Origin of the sequence: Knoellia sp. 3-2P3 (assembly GCF_029223115.1) — a bacterium.
In the GTDB taxonomy this organism is placed as follows: Bacteria; Actinomycetota; Actinomycetes; order Actinomycetales; family Dermatophilaceae; genus Pedococcus_A.
This window is the reverse complement of record NZ_JARGZE010000001.1, coordinates 118,415-135,130: the sequence shown is the minus strand read 5'-3', so window position 1 is coordinate 135,130 and position 16,716 is coordinate 118,415. Positions and strand designations below refer to the sequence as shown.

Sequence of the window (16,716 nt, the reverse complement as noted above, 5' to 3'; positions counted from 1 at the left end):
AGCATACAGACGGCGCCCGGGTCCAGTCGCGCTTTGGCCGGCTCGAGATTCCGCGGGGTTCGTACAAGTGTTCGAGGGCGTGGGATGCTGGCCCCATGGCAGGCGGCATGGGCTATCGGCGGGGGACGCCGCTCCGTGACCGCCCGGTCAGCCCGGCACCCGGCGACGTTCGGACCCCTCAGCGAGAATCCCGTGCCCAGCAGCCGGCGCAACGGCATTGCTGGGTCCGCGGTCCCGACGGCGCACCCGGCCCGCACCCCGGCCTCCTCCTCGAGTGGCGATCTCTCGGTGAAGGCATGTGGGAGGCCTTGGTGGCGTATGCCGTCCAAGAGGGCGACGGGGTCACGCTGGTCCAGCAGTGGCTGTCGGCTGCACTCGTCTCGCCGACGCCGACACCGACGCCAAGGGCGAGCAAGCCCTGACCTCCGTGTGCTGACCCTTCGGAACTTGTGACGGGTCGAGCTCATTCGACCCACACCTGTGCCGCAGGCACCCACCGGAGGCTGGGATGCGGTTCTCGTCCGTAGCTCCGATCGCCCCACCGATACCAGTCGCGCTCGGCCATGACGGCTATGGCGAGCTCACCGTCGTCGGTCATCCTGACGGGTGAGACCGCCCTCAGATCGGTCTCGGCGTCGGTCCCGTCCATCAGCACGATGCGCCGCCCGACGGGGTCGGGGAAGCCCTGGGCGGCGTGGAGGCGACGCAGAGTTGGCTCGTTGGGATCGCGGTTGAGCTCCCCCAGCCAGGCCTCTTGTGAGCGCACGTCCAGTGTCGGTGACTCGCAGGAGACGTACTGCTCGACCCACACGCGCGAGAGGCCCACGGCATACCGATTGATGGATGTCATCTTCCCGTAGAAGTCGCGCTCCTCCTGCACCCAGACCGCCGGCTCGTCGAGGTCCTGCACAGGTTCCACGACGTCGGAGACAATCCGTAGACCATCTCTCCACCCGTACGCGAGCCAGTCACCGGAGGGGTCGTGGCTGCTGAGCAGGAATCGGCCACGTCGTCCCACCAGGCCAACGTCGGCCTCCGAGGCCCGCCGAATCAGGAGGGCCGGCGGAGCGGCGTGCAGGGACGGGGTAGCGGCACCAGCCAACTCAGCCACTGGCTGCCACCGCCTCATCAGACTGAGGGGGAGTGGGGCGAGCGATAACCGCGAGCCGGTCGCGGAAGTAGGGGACTGACATGACGTCGTGCACCACCTCGACCGTCTTGCCGGTTCGCGGGGCGTGGACCATGTTTCCTTGGCCGTCGTAGATGCCCATGTGGCCGTAGCTGCCACCCTCTGCGCCAGGCGTGGCAAAGAAGAGGAGATCTCCCGCCTGCAGCGGTGAGCTGGGTGGGACGCGGGGGAGCGAGGCGGCTTGGGCGTCGGTCACTCGGGGGAGATTGACGCCGGCCTGCTTCCAGGCGAACTGAGCCAGCGAGGAGCAGTCGAAGCCGACCGTCATGGCGCCGGGCCCGAAGCCGAGGCTCGGTCCGGAAGGTCCGCCGCCTCCCCAGCTGTAGGGAGTGCCGAGCCAGCGAAGGGCGCCGGCTACTGCCCTCGCGCCGGGGGTTCCATCACCCGTGTAAGCGACTGAGTCGTAGCAGGTCGCCGAGAGGACGGTGGGGTCCGCAACCACTTCCCGGGCCAGCGGCTCCCACCTCGCGTAAGCGCCTGGGAACGCGCTGGCCTGGACCTCCTGCGCTGCGGCGGTGAGAGGCATCGACTGGAAGTCCTTGACGTCCAGCAGCCCTGGCTGGCCGCCGCGACCACCGGCGTAGAAGAGTCGAGCCGCCACCGCCGGGTCCAAGCGTTCATCCCGACTGCCCCAAGCATCCCGCTGCTGAAAGAGCCCGAGGCTGTCGAGGTGGCCGTAGTCGATGTTCCGCAGGGTGGACTCCTGCATCGCGGTGGCGACGGCGATGACCCAGCCGTAGGCGGGGACCTTGAGCTGGCGCCCGACCGCCACGATGGTCTGGGCGTTCGACACCTGCTCGGGAGTCAGGTCAGCCACCGTCACGGCAGTGGCGGCGGTGACGGTGGAGCACTGGCTCCCTGCGTAGCCTCCGTCTTGATCGCCTTCGGAGCCGCCAAGGACCAGCACCGCGAGCAGTGCGACCGCCCCGCCGCCGACGACCACCACGGGAAGGGCGACGAGAGCGACCTTCGCCAGCCGGCGCAGCAGCAGTCTGCGGAGGCTGTGCCCTGCGATCGCGAGCAGTGGGGCCGGCACGTCAGGCCCCTGGCGTGGTTCTGGTCAGCGACGGGGTCTCGGCCGCTGGGGGCGCGTCGGCGGGGGCGATGTCTCGCGCCTTCCAACCACCACCAGAAGCTGACAGCGTGACCAGCACGTCGCCGCCGTCCGTGGGAACCAGCACGGTTGCGGAGGTCTTGGCCGAGGAGACGAGTCGCGCATCTCCCGTCACTCGGTCAGCCGGCACCTGCGCCGGGTCGGTCGACGCGAGGGACCGAAGCAGCTCGGGGCTCGCCCATCGCTCCATGGCGGCGTACCAGGCATCCCTGCTCGCGCCGTCGCTGGACCACGCGCGAACGAAGGCAGAGGCCACCGCGGTGGCGGACTGCTTCGTGACAGGACCGGAAGCGGTCGGAGCCGACGTGGAGGCTGTCGTCGTCGCGGGCGTCGGCGATGGCGAAGCCGACATCGTCTGTTGGCTCGAGGCACTCGTGGGCGGGGCGGGTGGTGCCGCGGCCGGACGGGTCGACGCCTGGCCGTCCGTGGCTCGACCGACCACAGCAAGCAGCGTGAGCATGAGCACGGCTGTGATGCTGAGGTTCCGCCACGACCACAGCGGCCACCGCAGGGCCCGGCCCAGTTCGCCGCTCATCGCTGGCTGTCCTCCTCCGCAGCTCGCTGAACGCTGAGCACGGTGCGCTTGGTCTCCGGGTCGTAGATCCGCGGACCGATGCCGTCAGGCCGGACCTCGTGGTGGGAGTCGTGGATCGGAGCGAGGTTCTCCAGGCGGCGCACCGAGGTGGGTGCGCTGTCGACGACCAAGCCTTCGATGACGGGCAAGCGGGTGCCAGACCGATCGCCGGCGGCGTATGCCGTGCGCTCGGTTGTCGTGGTGCCGGCAAGGTCCAAGGCGGGGTCGGGCTGAGGGACGGAGCCCGAGGGCATTGGCGCGTCGCGATGTCCGGCTGCGGCGGCAACCGGGGTTCGGGCAGGCTCGAGTTCGGCGCGAGCGACGACCGTACCCGCGAGCACGCGCTCCTCCTCGGGGATGGGCGTGAACACGGGGGTCGGCCTGCCGAAGGACTCGGCTGGGAGGTTGACCCGCCGTACCTCGCGAGGAGTCCAGTCCTGGGTGGCGGTTTCACCTGGCTCGGCCCGCGGCGGCTGGTGCTGCTGGGTGACGCGGTGAGCGTCGGTGTTTGCCTTGCGGGTGACCACGTAGTCGACGAGCCGCTTGCCGCCGCGTTTGAGGAGTCGTTGGCCGTGGCTGGACTGACCGAGGATCTGGGTGAAGCTCAGGAGGGGCAGGAGCAGGACGAAGGCGGCCAGCGTGACCACCAGGCAGAGCACCAGGGCGAGGAAGCCCATGCCGGTGTCGGTTGCCCGGGACAGGATGGCCGAGACGGCGGTGGTGTGGATCGTTGAGCCGACCGAGAACGCCACCACGTTGATGACCGACGCTCCACCCATGTTCGCGATCTGCCGGACGATGCCCGACATCGGGGCCATCACGCCGATGACCGCTGCCGCAGGGAAGAACATCACTAGCAGCCTCAGCATCACCAAGCCGGCGAAGACGAAAATGTCGGCGACGAGGCGGAAGGTGGCGGTGAACAGTGCGCCAAGGAAGGCCATGAGTCCCGTGCCAGCGCGGCCGCCTGCCTTGCCCTGCACGTAGGAGTAGGCGACCGGGTCCTGCTCTTGGATCTCGGCGGTCGTCTTCGTCCAGTTCTCGGCCTTGCGTTCGGCGATGCGCTTGCCGGCCTCGGGGTCCTGGCGTGTCTGCTCGGCCTCGGCCCAGGTGAAGGCACTGGCCTTGAACAGCTCGGGGGCCCACTTGCGAGCGGCCGCCGTATCACCGGATCCGAACTCGCCGCGCACCCACGCGTCGTAGGCGATGCGGTCGACCAGCAGGGCGCCCTGTGCGCGAGCCGGGTCGGCGGTCTCGGGAAGACTCGACAGCCCGGCGCTGCTGGCGTTGACGGTCGCGATCGTTGATGTCACGGACTCGTCGAAGAAGGAGGCGACCCGGGTGGGGTACTGCCCGATACCGGCGACGACGGCGAGCACGAGCATGGCCCAGGCGGCGGCGGAGGTGACCGCTGACAGCCGTCCGGAGGTGGAGTAGAAGAGCAGGAGCGCTGCCACGCCGAGCAGGGCGGCCCCGCCCCACGGGTTCCAGATCGAGTCGTTGAGGCGGTGGGTGACCGTGGCGACGACGTCGTCGAGCGGGGCCATGTACTCCGCTGGCCGACTGACCTTGTTGTGCAGGCCGTTGGCCGCGGAGGTCGTCCACACGGCCCCAGAGAGGAAGGCGTTACCCACCGTGGTGTCGAGTGTCGCGTCCGTGTCGCGGACACTGCCACCGCATCCGAGGTCGTAGGTGTGCCAGCTCAGGCCGGCGTATCCGTACTGCTCGTAGACACTGGTCTGTGGCTTCGCCACGAACGGATCCAGCGGGGCAGGGGGTTCCTTCGGCCCCTCGTCGAGGAAGCCGGGGAGCCCAACACCCGGCATCTGGGCCACCGGGGCGTCCTTGCAGTCGGGGATGCCGGGAACCTGCGGTGAGGCGGACGCTGGCGCCGCGAGGACGAGGGCCAGGCCGAGACCCGAGAGGGCGACGGTGAGGACGCGGCGCAGCGGGTGGCCAGACATCTCAGGCGCTCTCTCGGCGCTCGGTCGCGTCGGTCGACGAGCCCTCGTGCGGAGGCCTCTGCTCGTCGTGCAGTCCCCGTGCGATGCGGTTGCGGGCCTTGTCGGGGTCAGCCGTGGTCTTGAGTGCCTCGAGCAGCTGCGGGTGGGCGCTCATGTCCATCCGGATTCGCTCGATCCCGCCGGTTCCGTCGCTGAAGATGAACTCGCGAGCACCTCGGCGACCTTCCCGTGTCGGGCGGGAGAGGGTTCCGAAGATCGACTCGTAGCCCATGCCGTCTCGGATGCCTGGGAGGAACCGCAGGGCGTCGCGCTGAGCATCCTCGCCGGTGAGCCGGCCGATGAAGGCTGCGGAGATGAGGTTGGCCAGGTCGAGCTTGAGCAGGTCTGCCGGGTTCTGGCTGGCCATGAGCACCCGCGTGTTGTGCTTTCGGCTGTCGCGGGCCGCACGGTCTATGAATCGGCGCCCGGTGCTGAACGTGGAGAGTGCCCAGGCCTCGTCAATGAAGATGCCCTTGCGGGCGTTGACGTCGCCGAAGTACATGCCGCGCTGGGTCAGCCACGCGGCGAGGTAGAGCACGCACATGCTCAGGCGCTCGTCGAGGTCCTCGGAGTAGGCGGTCGACTCGTCGGGAAGGGCCAGCCCGCGGAGGCTGTAGACCCTCAGGAGCGGGTCCTGCCGGTCGTAGTCGTGCTGGTAGCCGGAGGGGAAGATGAGCCGGCCGTGACTGGTCTTGGCTGCTTCGCGGAGGAAGTCGGCGAGGTAGCCAGCGTGGCGGCGCAGCTCGGGGTCGCCTTCGAGCCTGCCGAGGGCGTCGACCACGTCCATGGTCGAGGCGGTGTACTTCGCGGGCACGGATCCGACGGCCCTCATCAACGCAACCTCGGTCAGGACGTGGTCCTGGAGCTGCCGGGGGAGCATGCAGCGCAGGACGCTGCTCGTCAGCAGGCGCCGGGTGTCGGCGGCTTGGTCCTGCGCGGCCCGCCAGTCGAGGTCGGTCTCGTAGTGCTCACGGCGAGGTTCGGCGATGACGCGGTAGGTGCACAGTGCACCGGGGGCAGCGTCGAGAAGGTCGATCGCCTGAGCGCGATCAGCCAACTCGGGAAGCCGGCACAGGGCGGTCAGACGACCGGACGGGTCGAGGACGGTCCAGGGCACGCCCTGCATCACCGTGCGGTAGATGATGTTGCCGCCCGCAGTGGACTTGCCGCCCCCAAGGCCCGCACAGAGCACCGCGAGACCGGACTCCTCGCCGCGCTCCGTCATCTCCCAGGGTTCCCAGGTGACGACCCGGGCGGAGGTGCCGGACGTCTCCCCGAGGTGGATGCCGACGCGGTCACCGACCTTCGCGGTCGCGGCGGGAACGGCGGCAGCCAGGGTCGTGACCGGCATACGACGCTTGTATGCCGTGGAGCCCAGCTTCTCCCCGGGGATGAACTCCCGGGCGACCGAGTACTGGTCGGCCGGGCGGGCGATGGTGATCTGCGGGGCATAGAGCTTGCGGACCAGCGATGCCCGCTCAAGGGCCTCCTCCTCGCTCTCGCCGGAAACGGCCAGCCGGTACCAACCAGATGTTCGGGTCGACAGGCCCGAGAGTCCCATCGAGATCTCGTCCTCGACGGTGAGGGCCTTCTCGGCCTGACGGTCCAGAGCGCCGGGTGCGGGCTCTTGGTGCTCGACCTCGTAGTGGTCCTTCTGCGCCCGGATCTTCTGGATGTTGCGGCGCATGGCCATGCCGACCTTCGCCGAGTCCTGGACCTCGACTCGACCAGACCACTCGACGGGGAAGCCGAGCTGGTCGGTGCGCTGCATCCACGGGATGCCGGCCGGTATCTCGAGGTCGGTCATCCGTCCGACGGAAAGGACGCAGACGTGGCGCTCGACCCGGTGGTTCTCGTTGTCGCCGATGACGCGGATGGTCCGGCCGTAGGGGATGGCGAACCACTCGACGTGATCGGTGAACTCGTGCAGGTCCTCGGCCTCCCAGTGGCCGTCGTCGACAGCCCCGAGGGTGAGCGGGGCGGGCAGTCCGAGGGAGCAGGATCGGTGGAGGAGCCACTCGAGCTGTCGCGAGGTGGCGGGAGCGCCGTCCATGCCGGGGGAGGCCATGACCTCGTCGGTCGCCCGGATCTGGTTCGAGAGGGCGAGCACCTCGCGGTCAGAGAGGGATCCGGCAAGGCCACCGAGGGCCTTGTAGAGCCCCTTGCGTGCCGGGATCTCGACTCCGACGTAGACCTCCTTGTCGGCCATGCTGCGGCCGGAGAGGTGACGCTGGTCCGTCATGAGGTAGTCACGCCAGCCGGGCAGCGGAGCCGGCGCGTTGGCGTCGTGGTCGGCCGCCCACCGGCTGACCGGGTAGGGCCGAGTGGTGACGCGGATGTGGAGGCTGCGCTTGACGAGCTGGGCGTAGGTGTCGGCGCCGTCGATGATGAGCTGCTCACGGACGTTGTCAGGCCTGAAAGACCAGCCCTGGGGGTCCAGCAGGTACCAGGCGTAGATCTTGTCTGCCGTGACGGTGCAATGGCCGCTGATCCGGCGCAGTGCGAGACCAGACTTGCTCATGCTGTCGTCCCCTCGATCGGGTGAGCCTGCTTAAGGGCCCGCCGTTGAGCCCGGCTCAGGCGCGCGGGGACGGCACGCACCCGAGCCGGACGGATGGTGCTCGCCCGCGGCTTGGTGCTCTCACGGGGAGCTCCGACTTCATGGGCGAAGCCGGCGAGCACGGAACTGAGCGGCCGATCGGCGTCGACAACGCTGAGGATCAGCCGCGTCAGACCGACGGTCGCCAGCAGGCTGTAGGCGAGGGTGAAGAAGCCGAGACCGATCCCCAATCGCCGCTCGATGACCTGCAGGATCACGAAGACGAGGGCGCCTACCGCGTAGGCGACGTACCTGGCCCGGAAGGGGAGGGTCTTGTTCGGCGGCCCCAGCCATACCGCGTTGACGTTGTAGATCTCGTCGTCGACCGGCAGTCGCATGGCGATCAGCCCGTGATGAGGCCGGCCATCCAGGCGCCGAGGCTCCCGGCTTGACCGCTGCTCGCGATGCCGAGAACGGCGAGTGCGATGACCACGCCGGCGACGACCTTCATAGCCTTGGCGTTGTCACCTCGCTGTGCCAGCACGAAGAGCATCACGGCGATCAGCAGGAGGAGGAGCGGGATCACGTTGTCCTTGATCCAGGCCTGCAGGCCTCCGGTGCCGGCAGCTGCTGCGAGAGTGGAGTTGAGCGCGTTCATGATCGTCCCCAATCGGTTGGTGCGAGGCGGCCGCCCACGCATCAGCCATTTACTCGGGGCCAATAGCCCTTAGTCCACTCTTTGTCCTATTTTGAGTTGATTTCTTACCGTTTGTTGACCTTCCGTTCGCACACTGAACCTGGACGGGACCCTGAGGTCCTCGTCCGAATGCATCAGCTTGGCGACACCCTCGGAGGCTAAGGGCCCGGACAGCCGGCGCGAGTCTGGCATCGTGCAGACGGCCGCGTGAGGCGCCGCTTCGTGCGTCTGCAGTCGACCCTGGTGTCCTTCAGGGGTCGGGCGTCACCCATTTGCTGGCGGCCCCCCCAATGGTCCCTCTCGCCTCCACGGCTCCGTCACGGCGGGAGCCTGTGTCACGGAGACCTCGATCGGCAGGGAGGTCTCAAGGCCGACAGCCTGACTGTCCCGATTCGCACACTTCTGTCGGGTACCTGAGAGACTGCAGCCCGTGAGCCAGATGATCAAGGAAGCCCAGCGAGCAGAACTGCACAAGACCATCTGGCGGATCGCCAACGATCTGCGCGGCAGCGTCGATGGGTGGGACTTCAAGAGCTACGTGCTCGGCATGCTCTTCTACCGGTTCATCTCCGAGAACCTGACCGCCTACCTCAACGAGGCGGAGCGCAGCGCCGGCAACTCTGACTTCGACTACCGCCACCTGTCGAACGCCGAAGCGGAGTTCGGCCGCGAGGAGACGGTGAAGGAGAAGGGCTTCTACATCCTTCCCCAGGACCTGTTCGCCAACGTCCGGGCCAAGGCGCGCCACGACGCGAACCTCAACGAGACGCTGTCTCGGGCCTTCACCAACATCGAGGCCTCTGCGATCGGCGCCGAGTCCGAGGACGACATCAAGGGCCTCTTCGACGACCTCGACGTCAACAGCTCCAAGCTCGGACCGACCGTCGCCAAGCGCAACGAGAAGCTCGTCAAGCTGCTCGACGCCGTCGGCGACCTGAATTTCGGCAACGGGGGCTTCACCGAGAACACCATCGATGCCTTCGGCGACGCCTACGAGTACCTCATGGGTATGTACGCCTCCAGTGCCGGCAAGTCCGGGGGCGAGTACTACACGCCCCAGGAGGTCTCCGAGCTCCTGGCTCGGATCACCGTGGTCGGCAAGACGGAGGTGAACAAGGTCTACGACCCCGCCTGCGGCTCGGGGTCGTTGCTGCTCAAGTTCGCCAAGGTGCTTCCCGGCGGAGTGCGGCAGGGGTTCTTCGGTCAGGAGATCAACCTGACCACCTACAACCTGTGCCGGATCAACATGTTCCTGCACGACGTGAACTTCGAGCACTTCGACATCGCCCACGGCGACACGCTGATCGACCCGGCCCACTGGGACGACGAGCCTTTCGAGGCGATCGTCTCCAACCCGCCCTACTCCACCAAGTGGGAGGGCGATGCGAACCCGCTGCTGATCAACGATCCGCGGTACGCCCCGGCCGGCGTCCTGGCGCCGAAGAGCAAGGCCGACCTCGCCTTCACGATGCACATGCTGTCGTGGTTGGCCGTGAACGGCACGGCGGCGATCGTCGAGTTTCCTGGCGTGCTCTACCGCAGCGGGGCGGAGCAGAAGATCCGCCAGTACCTCGTCGACAACAACTTCGTCGACACCGTCATCCAGCTCCCGCCGGATCTGTTCTTCGGCACGACGATCGCGACCTGCATCATCGTGCTGAAGAAGTCCAAGTCCGACAACGAGACGCTGTTCATCGACGCGTCCGCCGAGTTCGTCCGCCAGGGCAACAAGAACAAACTCACGGCTGAGCACCAGCAGAGGATCCTCGACGTGTTCGCCGCCCGCGAGGACGTGGCGCACTTCGCGACCCTTGTCGACAACGCCGACATCGCGGCCAATAACTACAACATCGCCGTCAGCTCCTACGTCGAGGCCGAGGACACCCGCGTCGCCGTCGACATCACCGAGCTCAACGCCGAGATCGCGCGCATCGTCGCCCGGCAGGCGGAGTTGCGCACCCAGATCGACGCCATCGTTGCCGACCTGGAGGGAGACCACTGATGGCCGTGGAAATGGGCATCTGGCGTGTGAACGGCACGAAGCTGACGCCGGTCGTGTCGAGTGTGGTGGGCTTGGAGAAGCAGCTTGAGGACTACATCGAGTCCGACCCAACGATCCTGGGCCAACCGTTGCTGATACTCGGTCGTCAGGTGCAGACCACGGGCGGTCCGCTGGATCTCTTGGCGATGGACTCGACGGGCGCGGTGCACGTCATCGAGCTCAAGCGGGATAAGACCCCGCGCGACGTGGCCGCACAGGTGCTCGACTACGGGTCATGGGTAGCGGCGCTCAGCCACGAGGAGATCATGGAGATCTTCGCGAAGGGCAATCCATCGGTGGACTTCGATCAAGAGTTTGCCGATCTTTTCGGCGAGGCTCCTCCGGAAGATCTCAACGCCGAACAGGTCTTCACGATTGTGGCGACGGCGCTCGATCCCGCGACCGAACGGATTGTGCGGTTCCTCAGCGAGACGTACGGCGTGCCGATCAACGCAGTCTTCTTCCGACACTTCGATGACGGCGAGCACTCCTACCTAGCCCGGACCTGGCTTGTTGAGCACGACGTGCAGGCCGCCTCCGCAGGCAAGAAGCGCAAGTCGCGTGAGCCGTGGAACGGACACGATTGGGGCGTCACGTTCGGCACCGCCAGCAACACACGCAACTGGGAGGATGCCAGGACGTACGGCTTCGTCTCTGCCGGCGGAGGGCGGTGGTACTCCCAGACGTTGCGCAACCTGCCTGTGGGCGCGCGGGTCTTCGTCAACATCCCCGGGTCTGGCTACGTCGGAGTGGGCGAGGTCATCGGCGGCGCTCAACGATTTGACGAGGCCACCGTCGAGATCGACGGAGTCGAGTTGTCGTTGTCGCAACAGGAGTTGGTGGGGAACTACAGCTACCCGGATGACGACTCTGACGACATCGCGGAGTGGGTGGTGCCAGTGCAGTGGGTGGTGACCCGTCCCCAGTCGCAGGCCTTTTGGGTCAAAGGAATGCGCGCCAACCAAAACAGTGCCTTCCGGATGTACCAGCAGTTCACGATCGACCAGGTCACCGCTGAATTCGGAGTTGAAGCGTGAGCAGGATCGACGACCTGATCGCCGAGCACTGCCCGGCGGGTGTCCCCTTCAAGGCCCTCGGCGAGGTCGGCACGCTCGTGCGAGGCAGTGGGCTTCAGAAGAAGGACTTCGTCGACACGGGCTTCCCTTGTATCCACTACGGGCAGATCTATACCTTCTACGGGACGTCAGCGACTGTCACGAAGTCGTTCATCGGACCTGAGCTGGCCGCTCGACTGAAGAAGGCCGAAACCGGCGACCTCGTCATTACCACGACCAGTGAGAACATCGAGGACGTCTGCACTGCCGTCGCTTGGCTGGGTGAGGTGCCGATCGCCATCGGCGGCCACTCATGCGTCTTCAAGCACACGCTCGACCCCATGTATGCGGCCTACTACTTTCAGACCGAGCAGTTCGAGCTGCAGAAGCGGAAATTCGTCTCCGGCACCAAGGTCAAAGACATCAAGATCTCGGATATTGCGCGGGTGAAGATCCCCGTTCCGCCGCTGGCGATTCAGCGCGAGATCGCCGCAATTCTTGACAAAATGGAGAGCCTCAAAGCCGAGCTTGAAGCCGAGCTTGAATTACGCTCCCGCCAGTATGCATTTTATCGCAATGACCTTGTGGCATTCGGGTCTAGCGGATCCGTTGAGTGGCTTCCGATGGGGCATGTGGGCGAGTTCATCCGCGGCCGCCGATTTACGAAGAAGGACGTCGTCGACCGTGGCCTCGCCTGCATCAACTTCGGAGAGATCTACACGCACTACGGGACGTTCGCGCACGAGGTCATTTCGCATGTACGCGCAGATCTCGGACCAGGTCTCCGCTTCGCCCGCCGTGGCGATGTCGTCCTGACAGGGGTTAGCGAGACCGTCGAGGACATCTGTAAGGCGGTCGCCTGGCTCGGCGAGGGAGAAGTTGCAGTGCACGACGACTGCTTTATCTACCGACACAATCTGAATCCGAAATTCGTTTCCTACTACCTGCAGACCTCGGGCTTCAATGATCAGAAGGCGAAGCACGTGGCCCGGGCCAAGGTGAAGCGGATCTCGGCAGAGAGCCTGTCCAGCCTGTTGATCCCTGTGCCCCCGGCCGCGGAGCAAGAACGGATCGTGGCGGTCCTCGACAAGTTCGATGCACTGGTGAACGACCTGTCGTACGGGCTGCCAGCAGAAATCAAGGCCCGCCAGGCGCAGTACGAGTACTACCGAGACAAACTCCTGACGTTCGAGGAGTTGGCTGCGTGAGCTTCGAGGAGTTGGGCGAGCCGGGGACGGCGACGCACTTCGAGACCATTTCCGTCAGCGACGACAGCACCGTCGTCGCGGAGCACGTTTCGGCCGCAGCCGGATCGGCCGCTGAGTCGTCGTACCAGTCCGAGGCCGAGCTGGAGGCCGCGCTCATCAAGCAGCTCGAAGGCCAGGCCTACGAACGGCTTACGATCACCAACAACGCTGCGCTCGTCGCAAACCTGCGCAAGCAGCTCGAAGCGCTGAACAAAGTCGAGTTCACCGACGCGGAGTGGAGGCGGTTCTTCGAGGTCATCGCCGGGGCGAACGAGGGCAACGTCGAGAAGACCGCCCGGATCCAGGAGGACCACGTCCAGGCCCTCAAGCGCGACGACGGCACGAGCAAGAACGTCTACCTGATCGACAAGCACAACATCCACAACAACCGTCTGCAGGTCATCAACCAGTACGAGGTCGAAGGCGCCCACAAGAACCGCTACGACGTCACGATCCTCGTCAATGGACTGCCGATGGTCCACGTCGAGCTCAAGCGCCGTGGCGTCGACATCCGCGAGGCGTTCAACCAGATTCACCGCTACCAGCGCGACAGCTTCTGGGCCGACTCCGGCCTGTTCAACTACGTCCAGCTGTTCGTGATCAGCAACGGCACGCTCACGAAGTACTACTCGAACACCACGGCCTCGGCCGCGCATGCAGAACTCAGCGGCGCCAAGCCGGCGAAGCGTCGTACGTCGAACTCGTTCGACTTCACCTCGTGGTGGGCCGACGCGTCGAACAAGCCGATCACCGGACTGACCGGGTTCACTTCCACCTTCTTCGCCAAGCACACGCTGCTCAACCTGTTGACGAAGTACTGCGTGTTCGACGTGGACCGCAAGCTCCTGGTGATGCGGCCCTACCAGATCGTGGCGGCGGAGAAGATCCTCCAGCGGATCGAGACCTCCACCAACTACAAGAAGACCGGCACCCTCGCCGCCGGCGGGTACGTCTGGCACACCACCGGCTCCGGCAAGACGCTAACCAGTTTCAAGGCGGCTCAACTAGCCGCCAAGCTGCCGCACGTCGACAAGGTCATGTTCGTGGTCGACCGCAAGGACCTCGACTACCAGACTATGCGCGAGTACAACCGCTTCGAGAAAGACTCGGTCAACGGCTCGAAGAACACCGCCGAACTCAAGCGACAGCTCGAGAAGCCATCAGCGCGGATCGTCGTCACTACGATCCAGAAGCTCGCTCGGTTCATCGAGGCCAACAAGGGCCACGAGATCTATGGCGGGCACATCGTGCTGATCTTCGACGAGTGCCACCGCAGCCAGTTCGGCGACATGCACACCGCCATTACTAAGGCCTTCAAGAACTACCACCTGTTCGGCTTCACCGGCACGCCAATCTTCGCCGACAACGCGGGCACGTGCGGCAACGTCAACCTGCGCACGACGGACCAGGCCTTCGGGGACCGGCTGCACACCTACACGATCGTTGACGCGATCAACGACAAGAACGTCCTGCCCTTCAGGATCGACTACGTCAACACGATCAAGGTGCCGGACGGACTAACCGACAAGCAGGTCGCCGCGATCGACACCGAGAAGGCGCTCCTCGCACCTGAACGTCTCAGCCAGGTCGTGTCCTACATCCGCGCCCACTTCGACCAGAAGACCCGGCGGAACTCGACGTACACCTTGGGGGAGAGGCGGGTCGCCGGCTTCAACTCGATCTTCGCCACCGCCTCGATCAGGGCAGCGAAGCTCTACTACGAGGAGTTCCGAAAGCAGCAGGCGTTGCTGCCCGCCGGACAGCGCCTCAAGGTCGGGCTCATCTACAGCTTCGCCGCCAACGAGGAAGAGGGCGACGGCATCCTCGGCGAAGAGGACTTCGAGACCAGCGCCCTGGACGCCAGTTCGCGCGACTTTCTGGAGTCGGCGATCAAGGACTACAACGGCACCTTCTGCACGTCCTTCGACACCTCGGCCGACAAGTTCCAGAACTACTACAAGGACCTGTCGCTGCGGCTGAAGAACCGCGAGCTCGATCTCGTCATCGTCGTCAACATGTTCCTGACCGGCTTCGACGCGACCACGCTGAACACCCTCTGGGTCGACAAGAACCTGCGCTCGCACGGCCTCATCCAGGCGTATTCACGGACCAACCGCATCCTCAACTCGGTCAAGACCTACGGAACGATCGTCTCCTTCCGAGACCTGGAGAAGGCCACCAACGACGCCCTCGCGCTGTTCGGCAACAAGGACGCGCGAGGCGTCGTCATACTCAAGCCGTACGCCGATTACTTTGGCGAGTACGAGAAGCAGATCGCAGAACTACTCCAGCGGTTCCCGCTGGAGGACGCGCCATACGCCGGCGAGGCCAATCAGAAGGCGTTCATCGCTCTCTTCGGTGCGATCCTGCGGCTGCGCAACATCCTAACTTCGTTCGACGAGTTCGCCGGCCACGAACTGATCAGTCCTCGCGATTTCCAGGACTTCCAGAGCGTCTATCTCAATCTCTATGCAGACTGGCGCGGAACCAAGGATGGCGAGAAGGAGTCGATCAACGAAGACGTCGTCTTCGAGATCGAGCTCATCAAGCAGGTCGAGGTCAACGTTGACTACATCCTCACTCTCGTCCAAGCGTTCCGTGAGTCGATAGGCAACTCCGACCGGGAGATGGACACTCTCATGACGATCCAGCGCGCCGTCGACTCCAGCCCGAGCCTGCGCAACAAGAAAGACCTGATTCTCCAGTTCGTCGACTCGGTCTCGGTTACCGACGACACCAGCGAGGACTGGAAGATCTTCGTCACCGCCAAGCGCGACGCGGAACTCGACGCGCTAATCGCCGACGAGGCACTCAAGGCGGCCGAGACCAAGGCGTTCGTCGGCAACGCATTCCGCGACGGCGCGGTGCCGACTGCTGGTACTGCGATCACTAGAATTCTGCCCCCCGCCTCGCGGTTCTCGCCAGACGGTGATCACGGCACCAAGAAGCAGCGGGTGCTCGACAAACTCGCCGACTTCTTCGAACGCTACTTCGGCTTGGTGTGAGCAAGGGCGGATCGCCCAGCCAGGATGAACCGGATTGCACTCACAGGATGGAGGAAGGCAGAGTCCCCCGACCCTGGGCTAAGTGCATCCAGCGACGTCCTTGCCAGGACCCCCACGATGCAACGACGCGGTCCCGGACGGTCGTCAACAACATTCGTCAGGGTTCATGAACTGAAGATCGCGTCGAGCCCCCATGCGCTGTCTAACTGATGGGCCTCACCACCTATCCGACGCGGATCACGGGAGGCAAACTTCGTACCTTTCCCCAATCCGCTTTTGCGACCGGTGCGAGGTACTTGACTCCGATCCACGCCGCCAAGTCGATGCAACTCTTGAATGGCATCAGGTGTGTGATGAACACATAGACCTTTCCTGTCGTGGAGGACGTCCGCTCCATGGTCAGAGCCATGCCCACGGCCTTCGCGAACGTGTGCATGACCTTGTATTGAGGGACACCGAAGGTCACGGCGAGGTCCAGCACGCACGCGCCTGTCAGTGGAGAGGTCAACCATTCAGGGACCGCCGGGAACTTCTCTTTAGGGATGGAATTCGGAACCCCCAAGCAGGCGCCGCCCGGCCCGACGATGCAATAGAAAGGCACGAGTTGTAGGGAAACCGCTCCCCAATTGCGTGTGTTGTATGTGAAGGTCTGAAGAAGACTCGGCACTACCGGGAATGTTTCCCAGTGGATGTGGACATGACCTGGTTGAACAACCCAAACACGTCCTGGTTCATGCAGGCAGCGCGAGTCGATAGATTGCGTTGTGACTCCACCAATGGTGACGCTCTGCTTGAGTGGAGACTTCGAGCAGTAGAGCCGATGAGGGGAACTGGTGGTGTTGCGCTGGATGTTCGTCACGATCATCTGACCCGCCACAACTGTGACCGAGGCGACCTTCCCCTGCCAGAAGTTGTGCGGGGTGACTGGCAGGACACGGTCCACCATGTACGCCTGCTCAGGCGTGCTTTGTGCAACGGTGTGACGCGCGGCTGCATTCATTGGCTCAGCGGCGGCCGGCGCTATGTTAACGAACAACGGCAATGTGGCCGCAATGGGCGCGAGCAGGACGCACACAAGGCGTTTGAGCGAATGACGCATTATCGTCACCTCCCAAATAATGGCAGCCTCCCCTAGAGGTCGGTTGGGTCGACGGCGTTCCTGTGTTTGGCTGCCTGGGCATAAGGAATCCGCGTAAGGTATGGCGCGGAAGTTGAGATCTCGGGGTCGAGGCCACGCTTTCATCGAAACCTC

At 65.1% G+C, this 16,716-nt stretch carries 12 protein-coding genes; 5 read left to right on the top strand and 7 right to left on the bottom strand.

The annotated features are described in order from the left end of the window. The first annotated feature begins 296 nt into the window (after positions 1–296). A complete protein-coding gene (locus tag P0Y31_RS00655; RefSeq protein WP_275866159.1) occupies positions 297–422 on the top strand; it encodes a hypothetical protein in 126 nt (41 codons plus the stop codon). Between the two features lie 41 nt (positions 423–463). Here the strand turns inward: P0Y31_RS00655 and P0Y31_RS00650 are convergent, their stop codons facing one another. From P0Y31_RS00650 to P0Y31_RS00625, 6 genes are all read right to left on the bottom strand, one after another. Beyond that, positions 464–919, bottom strand: a complete 456-nt coding sequence (locus tag P0Y31_RS00650; protein WP_275866158.1) for a hypothetical protein — start codon at positions 917–919, stop codon at positions 464–466. 184 nt (positions 920–1,103) lie between these two features. Further along, the gene (locus tag P0Y31_RS00645; protein WP_275866157.1) at positions 1,104–2,225 is read right to left on the bottom strand and encodes a C40 family peptidase; all 1,122 of its coding nucleotides are present in this window, start codon (positions 2,223–2,225) and stop codon (positions 1,104–1,106) included. Positions 2,226–2,834: 609 nt separating this feature from the next. Further along, positions 2,835–4,841: a hypothetical protein gene (locus tag P0Y31_RS00640; RefSeq protein WP_275866156.1), complete on the bottom strand. Its 2,007-nt coding sequence runs from the start codon at positions 4,839–4,841 to the stop codon at positions 2,835–2,837. Position 4,842: 1 nt separating this feature from the next. After that, complete coding sequence (locus P0Y31_RS00635) at positions 4,843–7,401, bottom strand: ATP-binding protein (protein WP_275866155.1); 2,559 nt, start codon at positions 7,399–7,401, stop codon at positions 4,843–4,845. Further along, positions 7,398–7,817 carry a hypothetical protein gene (locus P0Y31_RS00630; protein ID WP_275866154.1) on the bottom strand — a complete coding sequence of 140 codons (420 nt, stop codon included), beginning with the start codon at positions 7,815–7,817 and terminating at the stop codon, positions 7,398–7,400. Before P0Y31_RS00630 ends, P0Y31_RS00635 begins: the two co-directional genes overlap by 4 nt. 5 nt (positions 7,818–7,822) lie before the next feature. Then, positions 7,823–8,077, bottom strand: a complete 255-nt coding sequence (locus P0Y31_RS00625; protein ID WP_275805319.1) for a hypothetical protein — start codon at positions 8,075–8,077, stop codon at positions 7,823–7,825. 478 nt (positions 8,078–8,555) lie between these two features. Between P0Y31_RS00625 and P0Y31_RS00620 the strand changes: the two genes are divergently transcribed. From P0Y31_RS00620 to P0Y31_RS00605, 4 genes are read left to right on the top strand one after another with little or no spacing between them, the layout of a single operon-like run. Then, positions 8,556–10,118, top strand: a complete 1,563-nt coding sequence (locus P0Y31_RS00620; protein ID WP_275867048.1) for a type I restriction-modification system subunit M — start codon at positions 8,556–8,558, stop codon at positions 10,116–10,118. Next, on the top strand, positions 10,118–11,194 hold the full coding sequence (locus P0Y31_RS00615) for an endonuclease NucS domain-containing protein (protein ID WP_275866153.1): 1,077 nt from the start codon (positions 10,118–10,120) through the stop codon (positions 11,192–11,194). The genes P0Y31_RS00620 and P0Y31_RS00615 overlap by 1 nt, the downstream gene beginning before the upstream one ends. Then, the gene (locus P0Y31_RS00610) at positions 11,191–12,420 is read left to right on the top strand and encodes a restriction endonuclease subunit S (protein ID WP_275866152.1); all 1,230 of its coding nucleotides are present in this window, start codon (positions 11,191–11,193) and stop codon (positions 12,418–12,420) included. The genes P0Y31_RS00615 and P0Y31_RS00610 overlap by 4 nt, the downstream gene beginning before the upstream one ends. Next, a complete protein-coding gene (locus P0Y31_RS00605) occupies positions 12,417–15,464 on the top strand; it encodes a type I restriction endonuclease subunit R (RefSeq protein WP_275866151.1) in 3,048 nt (1,015 codons plus the stop codon). Before P0Y31_RS00610 ends, P0Y31_RS00605 begins: the two co-directional genes overlap by 4 nt. Before the next feature lie 223 nt (positions 15,465–15,687). Here the strand turns inward: P0Y31_RS00605 and P0Y31_RS00600 are convergent, their stop codons facing one another. Beyond that, complete coding sequence (locus P0Y31_RS00600) at positions 15,688–16,563, bottom strand: hypothetical protein (RefSeq protein WP_275866150.1); 876 nt, start codon at positions 16,561–16,563, stop codon at positions 15,688–15,690. Between the last annotated feature and the right edge of the window lie 153 nt (positions 16,564–16,716).

Bases quoted from the DNA above. Each gene is read 5' to 3' on its own strand.
- P0Y31_RS00640 (WP_275866156.1), bottom strand. From the start codon at position 4,841: ATGTCTGGCCACCCGCTGCGCCGCGTCCTCACCGTCGCCCTCTCGGGT.
- P0Y31_RS00600 (WP_275866150.1), bottom strand. From the start codon at position 16,563: ATGCGTCATTCGCTCAAACGCCTTGTGTGCGTCCTGCTCGCGCCCATT.
- P0Y31_RS00630 (WP_275866154.1), bottom strand. From the start codon at position 7,817: ATGCGACTGCCGGTCGACGACGAGATCTACAACGTCAACGCGGTATGG.
- P0Y31_RS00655 (WP_275866159.1), top strand. From the start codon at position 297: ATGTGGGAGGCCTTGGTGGCGTATGCCGTCCAAGAGGGCGACGGGGTC.
- P0Y31_RS00625 (WP_275805319.1), bottom strand. From the start codon at position 8,077: ATGAACGCGCTCAACTCCACTCTCGCAGCAGCTGCCGGCACCGGAGGC.
- P0Y31_RS00635 (WP_275866155.1), bottom strand. From the start codon at position 7,401: ATGAGCAAGTCTGGTCTCGCACTGCGCCGGATCAGCGGCCATTGCACC.
- P0Y31_RS00620 (WP_275867048.1), top strand. From the start codon at position 8,556: ATGATCAAGGAAGCCCAGCGAGCAGAACTGCACAAGACCATCTGGCGG.
- P0Y31_RS00615 (WP_275866153.1), top strand. From the start codon at position 10,118: ATGGCCGTGGAAATGGGCATCTGGCGTGTGAACGGCACGAAGCTGACG.